Raw genomic sequence first — 8,897 nt, 5'->3', positions numbered from 1 at the left:
AAAAGGAAAAAGAAGGGATAAAGTAACACTCATTGCTAAGAAGTCAGAAACAGGAAAAGAGCCGAATATGCCCTCAATACCAAAATATTTTGGCAAAATTTGTAAAGAAATAATTAAAATAACCTGGCGAGCAAGGGATAAAACTAATGCAGGTGTAAAAAGACCCACTGCCTGAAAATATCCAGTGCCCAACATTTGAAAAGCCATAAATGGCAAAGAAAGCGTCATTACCCGTAAGGATAAACTACTTTTTTCAATTAAAGCAGCATCAGAGGTAAACATTCGGACAAAATCTTCTGCAAAAAGCTCAACCCCTAAAACACACATTATTCCAATCACAATAGTAGAAAATGCAGCAGTTCGCCACACTTCTCTTAGACGCTCATAGTTTTTGGCCCCATAACTATAACCTGCCAAGGGCAGCAAACCTTGTACAAGGCCAAAAGCGGGTGCTCGGCTCACCATCACAATCCGGTAAATAATACCGTAAATAGCAACAGACTGAACCCCACCGTATATCAATAAACTATTATTTACCACTCCCACAATAATATTGGTAGCCCCTTGTCGGGCAAAAGTTGCACTACCAAGGGTTACCGACTCCCTTACCAGAGAAGCTTTTAATTTCCAATAATTGAAAAGCAGGGAAAACAAACTTTTTTTCCCTCCAAAATAAAAAGCTAACTGAAGAGCAAAGACTATTTGAGAGATCACCGTGGCCAAAGCCGCCCCTTGCAATCCCATATTCATTCCTAGAATGAATATCGCATCTAAAACCGTATTTAAAACAGTGGAGACAATCATGGCGAACAACCCAATCCTGGGATTTCCCTCCCCCCTTGAAGCAGTACTTCCCATCATGGCAAAACCCAGAAAAGGGGTTCCAACCAGAACGATATGGTAGTATTCCATTGCATAGGATTTCACTTCTCCTGCGGCCCCAAAAAGAGTTATAATGCTCTTATCCCACAAAAATCCCGTGCTAACTGTAACTAGAGCTATTATAAATAACATTACCAATAAATTCCCAAAGGCCTCTCTTGCTTTTTCGATTTGTTGGGCGCCCAAACAACGGGAAATTATAGAAGAGCTACCATTTGATACGGAAACATGAAGAGCAGTAATAATGGTGGTAACAGGCAGGGCTACAGCCACTCCAGCAATACCAAGAGGTCCAACGGAATGACCAACAAAAATAGTATCCACTACATTATAAAGCGTGGAAATTAACATACTTAAAAAGGATGGAAAAGCCAGGCTAAACAGTGATTTACCAACATCCTGTTGACCCAACAGAAAATCATTGCTTTTTCTCATATCAAATAATGTCAAGAGCAAAAAGGAAGGGAGGATATCATCCTGAACTAACCCAAACCTTGATCTTAAAAGAAACCAACCTATCTCTTAGTCCTGCATTCAGTAAAGGAAGAGGCAAGGTTTTTATCCCCAAAAAATGAAAAAATTAAACAACCCTCTCAAAAAATAGATTTAACCAATCTATTCCTCTAAATGATTAGAAATCAGACCAAATAACACCTAATAATTAACCATTGGCTATTTTCTTTCTTTAATAGAGGAATTTTTAACGAAAAAAAAATCCAAGAGTAAAACGTAGATTCTACCGCAACTAGTACTATTTGAATTGGTTTTTAATAGGTTTTTAAAGGGAAAATGGCTAAAATAAAATCCTGCACCTTCAAACAATTTCTTTTTAAAGATGTTGCTCATCTACCTTAGAGCAGGCAAATCAAGCCCAAAACATTTCAAAACTATTTTTGGTCTATTTATAAGTAAGTAAACCAACAAAGTTCCATTACCCCAAACCTAAATCCTGGTAAATGGGCGATTCAAAAAATCATTTGCATGAACGATTTAGAACAGTACTTCCAAAAAAACGAAAAGCGCCTTATTCATAAATGGAACCATTATTTTGACATTTACGACAGGCATTTCAAAAAATTCCGTAAAAAAAACCCGGTGATTTTAGAAATTGGTGTTTCTCAAGGAGGTAGTCTGCAAATGTGGAAACATTATTTTGGTGAAGGGACAAAAATTTATGGCATTGATATTGAACCACGATGCAAAAAATTTGAAGAGGAAAACATAGAAATTCTGATTGGTTCACAGTCCGACCGCCGTTTTTTAAGAGAAATAAAAAGTCAAATTCCAAAAATAGATATCCTTATTGATGACGGGGGACACACCATGAAACAGCAAATCGTGTCCTTTCAAGAATTATTTGATCACATCAAGGATGATGGGGTTTATCTATGTGAAGATTTACACACCTCCTATTGGCATTCTTTTGGAGGAGGTCATAAAAGAATAGGAACCTTCATTGAATACAGTAAAAACTTTATTGATCATATTAACGCCTACCATTCCACCCAGAATTCATTAAAAGTAAATGGATTTACAAAATCAGTGAACTCCTTGCATTATTATGATAGCATACTGGTAATTGAAAAAAATAAAAGAGAAAAACCCTACGATATCAAAAGCGGAGAAAGTAGCTTTGAATACCAGTATGAAGGAAATAAGATAAAAGCCCTCAAAAGAAGAACTCTATTAGGACTCAATTATATTTTAGGTTTCTTTCGTCTCCCTTGGCATTGGAGGTAAATAAAAAATTTTAAAGATTGCTGATATTTATTTTTTTATTGAGTAGGATAATTAAATATGTTTAGGGAATTATTTCCCTAATTTAAATTTGGCTACCTTTTTATTCTTTCTAAAATTTCTTCCAAAGAAATTGAGTCCCCTTTTATCTCAAGATGGGCTTTGGTGTAAAAAGGTAAGCGGTCTTCTAATTTCTCCCGGAGATTTGAGGTAAGCTTCTCCTTCGTTAAACCTTTCAACAAAGGTCTATTAGATTGTCCTTTTGACCACATTCTACGACATAACTCTTCTGGGGAAACATTTAAAAACAAGGTTAAGCCTTGCCCTTTAATAAAATCCATATTCTCAAAAAAACAGGGAGCTCCTCCTCCTGTGGAAAGCACAAATTCATTAGGATTTCTACATACTTTAAAAAGAGCTTCTTTCTCCTGTTCCCTAAAATACGCTTCTCCCTCTTCTGCAAAGATTTGATTGATACTTTGACCTTCCCTTTTTACGATTTCAACATCCAGGTCAATAAAATCCAAAGAAAGATGTTTCGCTAATCTTCTTCCCAACGTGCTTTTGCCAGACCCCGGCATACCTGTTAAAAAATAATTCATAAATATCGGCTTAAATAGCTTTCTCGAATAAAGCCTACCAAACAGCTTAAGTTTTAAACGACCTTTTTCTTAAATTTATATTTTACGCTAAAAAGTTGGATAATGAATTACTTAATAGACAACCCAATTACCAATTAATTACAATATCAGATACCTTCTCCAATCAAACCGAATGAAAACAAAAACTACATAGAGAAACAGCTAAATTTAATTTCAAAACATGAAATTAAATCTTTAGGCGCTTTTGTACTGATTAATTAAGGAAGAAACGATTCCACTAATGGGCTTAATTTCATTCACATATTCAATTGAAGGTCCGGCGCACCATACCGTTTTATAGGTGGCACTAAAAGCTGCTTTTTCCAGACTTTTCATTCCTTTGTAAAAAGTCAACATCTTCACAAACTTTTTAAACTTCTTATTTTTCCCAAGGAAACTTTCTAAGGCATTTTGTTTATGCCCAATTTTTTGAACATACGGGGTATTAATAACTGAACACGGAGTTCCGGATAATTTAGTACTCATTACAATATCCTTGGCCCCATAATTAACCACCGCCTCTTTATATTCTTTTGACACACCAGCTTCTGAAGAAGCTATAAAGGGACTGCCCATAGAAATGCCACAAGCTCCCAACGCAAGCTTTTCCTTTAAATGCTCTCCTCTACCAACTCCGCCGGCAGAAATCACTGGTATTCCACACTCTTTTTTTAAGGTTGGGATCAACTGAGACGCAGGAGTTGGGCCTGCATGTCCCCCTGCTTCTTTATTAACAGCAATCAGAGCATCAGCTCCTAAAGCTTCCACTTTCTTGGCATATTCTAAATCCACCACATCACAAAATACCTTTATCCCTTTAGGTTTGCACGCCTGAATAACCTTTTCTGGGCTGCCCAAGGAAGTAATGATAAAATCCACACCCAAACTCACACATGCCTCCAATTGATCATTTAGTTTTAAATTTGATTTATTTACAATCAAATTTATCCCAAAAGGGCCATCACATTCGGCTTTTATTTCCAAAATAGCATCCCTCAGTTCCTTGCCAGTTCTATAATTCAGGGCAGGTATAGCTCCCGTTATTCCTGATTTTATCCCTTCAATTATCATTTTAGTATTGGAAACCAAAAACATTGGAGCCATAATGATAGGATAGCGAATGCCAAGCATTTTGGTCAATTCAGTATTAATCGAATCCATAAATAAATATTAAAAAACACTAATTCTTCTTATTTGCCACAGTCAATCAGATAAAAACCCAATAAAGAAGGAGCAACCAAGAAATTCCTTTAAAAAAAGGTTTACTTAAACTATCACCTTTCTTTTTGATAGAAACTCGAAAATAAAACTTGAAACAATTCCCTAATAAAACTCGAGATTTTCCAACCCTAAAAAGAAGGCTTACTTCCCTTCACGATAAATCAAGTGAAAATCCCAGGTATATAAATCCAAATGGCTTTTGAGCCTAAAAATGATCTAACTGAATCCTAGCAGGTAAATCCATTTTTCGAAAATCCTCAAGCGAAATTTCTGTTAAACTGTATCACTTTTTGGGTTATTAAACCCTGCTTTAAACCTTTTTAGAGTTAAAATATACCGATTTACCTTTTGATGAAAATTTATCCATCCCGGAGTGGTTTCATATGTTTTTTCAAACTCAAAACCCAACTTTGGTAGGATCTTATTGGGAGCAGGATTTAGAGCAAAAGGTTCGCAAACCAGCGCTTTTAATTTAAAATTCCTAAAATAAAAAGGTATAGTCTGCTTTAAAAACTCAAATCCAATTCCTTTTCGCCTCCTATCACTTTTCCAGAGGTGCAAATGCATAAAGGCCTCCTTGCCAAAGGTTATTTTATTAATATTGCAATGACCAACTGGCTTACTGTCAATTTCCCAGATGATATAATAATGTTCTTTATCCTTTTCTTCTTTATTATATTCCCTCCGCAAAATTTCCATCCACCCCATTTTGGTTGGAAGCTTATTCTTATCAGCCCCCATTCCTCGCAAATACTCCGCAGTAGAATTAAGAAAATAATCGACTATTAGATCGATATCATGATATTCAATTTCTCTAACGGTTAATTTCATATATAACTTTTGGAAGAGAATAAACTAGATCAAAAATAATCAGTAAAGCAAATCCTCCACCTCCTCAGCCTCCGGAACATCATTGTAATGCCATTTGCCTTCAACAGTTCCATCCTTTAACAGGATTATTCCCGGGTTTGACCGGATCATGGTTTTCAACACAGTTGCATCCGCAAAATAATAAGGAAAAGCTAATTGCTGTTCATGCCGAAAAGCCTCAAATGAGCCACCATCTGAAGATGTGAGTACCAAGGTTTCTACCCTTCCATTTAAGTTGGCAGCCAATTCTTTTATTTTTTCCATATTATTGGTATCGGTTTTGTTCACATCATGCACAATTACCAACAATTTAGCCCCTTCAAAAGTGTATTCCGTAAAATCCCCTTCATCATTCCAAACACTATAGTCCGTAATTGTAGGCTGGGCTTCCGGGTTAATCAACACCATATTTTTAAACTTATAGGAAGGATCCTTTGGGTATTGATCCAATTCAACTTTTTCCCCATCCTTTTCCATAATGTATTTATACTCTAATTTTTCGGAGGGCTGCATGGACTGTGGAATATTTGCGCCAATTTTATAAGCACGAAAATCAATAAAAGGTAAATGAGCAATGGCATAACGCGCAATAAATACATTAGCCACAATGGCTATGCCCATCACAATTTCTTTTCCAAAACTAATGGCCTTTTTAGCGAAATGCTTTCGACTAAAAAACAAAATGAGCACAAAGAACAAAAGAATAATATCCTTATAAAATGATTGCCATGGAGTAAGTTTTATAGCATCTCCAAAACAACCACAGTCCGTCACCTTATTGAAATAGGCCGAATAAAAGGTAAGAAAGGTAAAAAATACCGTTAAAAACAATAAAATCCAGGCCGTAAACTTAGGGCGGTACCGGATTAGTAAAGCAACCCCTAAAACAACCTCCAAAGCACAAATGATCACTGAAAAAGTCAGCGCATAAGGGATCAGATAGTGAAATAGGGAACTAAAATCGGATGAAAATACTTCAAAGTACTCTTCCAGTTTAATAGCCGTACCTACCGGGTCATTAATCTTGATAAGGCCTGAAAAAATAAAAAGTGCTCCAACCAGGTAGCGAATAATGTTATTAAGAGTTTTCATGTTTTAAAAATCCAGATTTAATCAAACAAAAAACGGCATAATTAATCATATCCTGATAGTTCGCATCAATTCCTTCCGAAATTAATGTTTCCCCATTATTTTCTTCAATTTGTTTCACACGCAAAAGTTTCATCAAAATAATATCGGTCATTGAACTTACACGCATATCTCTCCAGGCTTCTCCATAGTCATGGTTTTTCATTTTAAGCAAATCCATGATTTCTCCTGTAGTTTGGTCATATAAAGGTTCCAATTCTTCATAGCTCAATTCCAGACTGGTATTATCTTTCAATTTTATTTGCATCAAGGCCATGACACAATAGTTAATAATACCAATAAATTCATTGCTAATATCTTCTCCAACCAATTGCATTCCCTTTTCCTGAATAGAACGAATACGTTGGGCTTTTATAAAGATCTGGTCCGTAATAGATGGCAAACGAAGAATTCGCCATGCTGTACCATAATCTTTTGTTTTCTTTTCAAAAACCTCTTTACAAGCCCTAATAACTTGAGTATATTCGCTGATAGTTTGATTTGCCATAATTTTAAAAAGTGAAAACCTGGGAAGTAACTCAAAAAAATCACTTTGATCAAATACTTCCTTTAACGGATTTCCGTAATAATATTAGAATTGAAATTGCAGTTGAAAGCGAAAGATAAACTATTTTCCAGAAAAAATACACTTTGCTTAAAGGGAAATATCATTGACCTGAATACTCCTCAGGTGATGGGTATATTAAATGTAACTCCTGATTCATTTTTTGAGAGAAGTCGTTATTGCACTGAAAAAGAAATACTTGCACAGGCAGAAAGAATCCTAAACGAAGGAGCTTCTTTAATAGATATAGGAGGATATTCCTCTAGACCCAATGCTGAGGATATAAGTCCTGAAGAGGAAATCAAAAGAGTAATTCCGGCAATTGAAGTAATACTGAAACATTTTCCCGATGCAAAAATTTCTGTAGATACTTTCAGGGCTTCAGTAGCCCGAAAGACAATTGAGGCGGGAGCCTCTATGATTAACGATATTTCTGGTGGGAATCTGGATTCTCAGATGTTTCAAACCGTATCTGAGTTGAAAGTGCCATATGTGATGATGCACATGAGAGGAACTCCTGCTACCATGCAGTCTTTAACCTCTTATGATAACCTTTTGTTAGAACTGCTCGATTATTTTCAGAAGAAAATATTTGAACTAAGAAAACTTGGGGTAAATGATATAATTATTGATCCAGGTTTTGGATTTGCAAAAACACTGGCACAAAATTATGAAATCCTTAAAAAATTAGATTATTTTGAAGTATTGGAAGCTCCGCTCTTAGTAGGAATTTCACGGAAGTCGATGATTTATAAGGAGCTTGAAATCAGTCCGGAAGAATCCCTTAACGGGACCACGGTTCTGAATACATTAGCACTTTCCAAAGGGGCTGCCATTTTGAGGGTACATGACGTAAAGCAGGCTGTAGAAGCCGTAAAATTATTTAAATTGACAGTCCATTGATCTTAGGTTTCAACATTGGATTTTTAGAAGTAAGCTGGGTAGATATCATTGATATCTTATTGGTCAGTTTTTTGATTTATCAAGTGTACACCTTGATGAAGGGAAGTGTGGCTGTGAGAATTTTTTTAGGCTTTCTTTCTCTTTACCTAACTTTTTTGGTGGTGAAAGCCGTCCAAATGGAATTACTTACCCTCATCCTCCAACAATTTATGGGTGTTGGGGTAATTGCCATTATTATCCTTTTCCAACAAGAAATTCGGAAATTTCTCCTGCTCATCGGTAAAACCACCGTTTTTAATCAAGCAAATATGTTTATGCATTTTTGGAAGCGAAACATAAATGCTAGGGATTTGGATGTCACACCAATTGTAGAAGCTTGTAAATCATTGGGTGGCACAAACACCGGTGCGCTGATTGTACTTTCTAAAAGCTCTGATCTTAAGTTTTATGCCGAATCGGGTGATATGATTGATGCGGTTATTTCAAAACGTCTTTTGCTCTCAATTTTTAATAAATACAGCCCATTACATGATGGAGCAGTTATCATAAGTGGAAATCACATAAGAGCTGCGCGGTGTATTTTACCGGTTACGGAAAAAGAAAATCTTCCCGCACAATTTGGTTTGCGACACCGTGCTGCCATTGGTATGACAGAAGTAACCGACACTCTGGTTTTGGTTGTTTCAGAAGAAACCGGACAAATGTCTGCCGTTAGAAATGGAGATATTATGCATAACCTTTCTGCACCAGAGTTGAGGACTAAGATTAATGAATACATGTTTGAGGAATTGGAAGAAGGTTCCAAAATCAGCCCCGAAGAAACAGGAAGTTCTTCTTCTACAAAAGAATTAAATGTTGGGTAAATGGAGCGGAAAGAAATTTCAAATAAATTTTAATTGATAAGTATTCAATATTCTACTTCAGAAGGTAGATGAGAAGACTAAATTATT

9 protein-coding genes are annotated in these 8,897 nt (G+C 35.9%); 3 read left to right on the top strand and 6 right to left on the bottom strand.

The features are described 5' to 3' along the window. Positions 1-1,317 (bottom strand): MATE family efflux transporter (locus E1171_RS13790; RefSeq protein WP_155206612.1); only part of this gene is annotated, 1,317 nt, incomplete at its 3' end. A 546-nt stretch (positions 1,318-1,863) separates the two neighbouring features. Between E1171_RS13790 and E1171_RS13785 the strand changes: the two genes are divergently transcribed. Further along, positions 1,864-2,622 (top strand): class I SAM-dependent methyltransferase, encoded by a 759-nt coding sequence (locus E1171_RS13785; protein ID WP_155206611.1) that lies wholly within the window; start codon positions 1,864-1,866, stop codon positions 2,620-2,622. Positions 2,623-2,714: 92 nt separating this feature from the next. Here the strand turns inward: E1171_RS13785 and E1171_RS13780 are convergent, their stop codons facing one another. The 5 genes from E1171_RS13780 to E1171_RS13760 all read right to left on the bottom strand — a co-directional run bounded on the left by E1171_RS13780 (position 2,715) and on the right by E1171_RS13760 (position 6,987). Then, entirely contained in the window at positions 2,715-3,221 is a 507-nt protein-coding gene (locus E1171_RS13780; protein WP_155206610.1) for a shikimate kinase, read from the bottom strand. Between the two features lie 234 nt (positions 3,222-3,455). Beyond that, on the bottom strand, positions 3,456-4,421 hold the full coding sequence (locus E1171_RS13775; protein WP_155206609.1) for an NAD(P)H-dependent flavin oxidoreductase: 966 nt from the start codon (positions 4,419-4,421) through the stop codon (positions 3,456-3,458). 333 nt (positions 4,422-4,754) lie between these two features. After that, complete coding sequence (locus E1171_RS13770) at positions 4,755-5,312, bottom strand: GNAT family N-acetyltransferase (RefSeq protein ID WP_155206608.1); 558 nt, start codon at positions 5,310-5,312, stop codon at positions 4,755-4,757. Positions 5,313-5,351: 39 nt separating this feature from the next. Then, a complete protein-coding gene (locus E1171_RS13765; RefSeq protein WP_155206607.1) occupies positions 5,352-6,443 on the bottom strand; it encodes a BT_3928 family protein in 1,092 nt (363 codons plus the stop codon). Beyond that, positions 6,430-6,987 (bottom strand): DUF1599 domain-containing protein, encoded by a 558-nt coding sequence (locus tag E1171_RS13760; protein ID WP_155206606.1) that lies wholly within the window; start codon positions 6,985-6,987, stop codon positions 6,430-6,432. Before E1171_RS13760 ends, E1171_RS13765 begins: the two co-directional genes overlap by 14 nt. Positions 6,988-7,089: 102 nt before the next feature. Here E1171_RS13760 and folP point away from each other — a divergent pair, with 102 nt between their 5' ends. Both folP and cdaA read left to right on the top strand, forming a co-directional pair. Then, positions 7,090-7,947, top strand: a complete 858-nt coding sequence (gene folP, locus E1171_RS13755; protein WP_246164342.1) for a dihydropteroate synthase — start codon at positions 7,090-7,092, stop codon at positions 7,945-7,947. After that, the gene (gene cdaA, locus E1171_RS13750; protein WP_155206605.1) at positions 7,944-8,810 is read left to right on the top strand and encodes a diadenylate cyclase CdaA; all 867 of its coding nucleotides are present in this window, start codon (positions 7,944-7,946) and stop codon (positions 8,808-8,810) included. The genes folP and cdaA overlap by 4 nt, the downstream gene beginning before the upstream one ends. Positions 8,811-8,897 lie beyond the last annotated feature (87 nt).

Origin of the sequence: Xanthovirga aplysinae (assembly GCF_009711365.1) — a bacterium.
GTDB classification, from domain to species: domain Bacteria; phylum Bacteroidota; class Bacteroidia; order Cytophagales; family Cyclobacteriaceae; genus Xanthovirga; species Xanthovirga aplysinae.
This window is presented reverse-complemented; position numbering and strand designations above follow the sequence as displayed.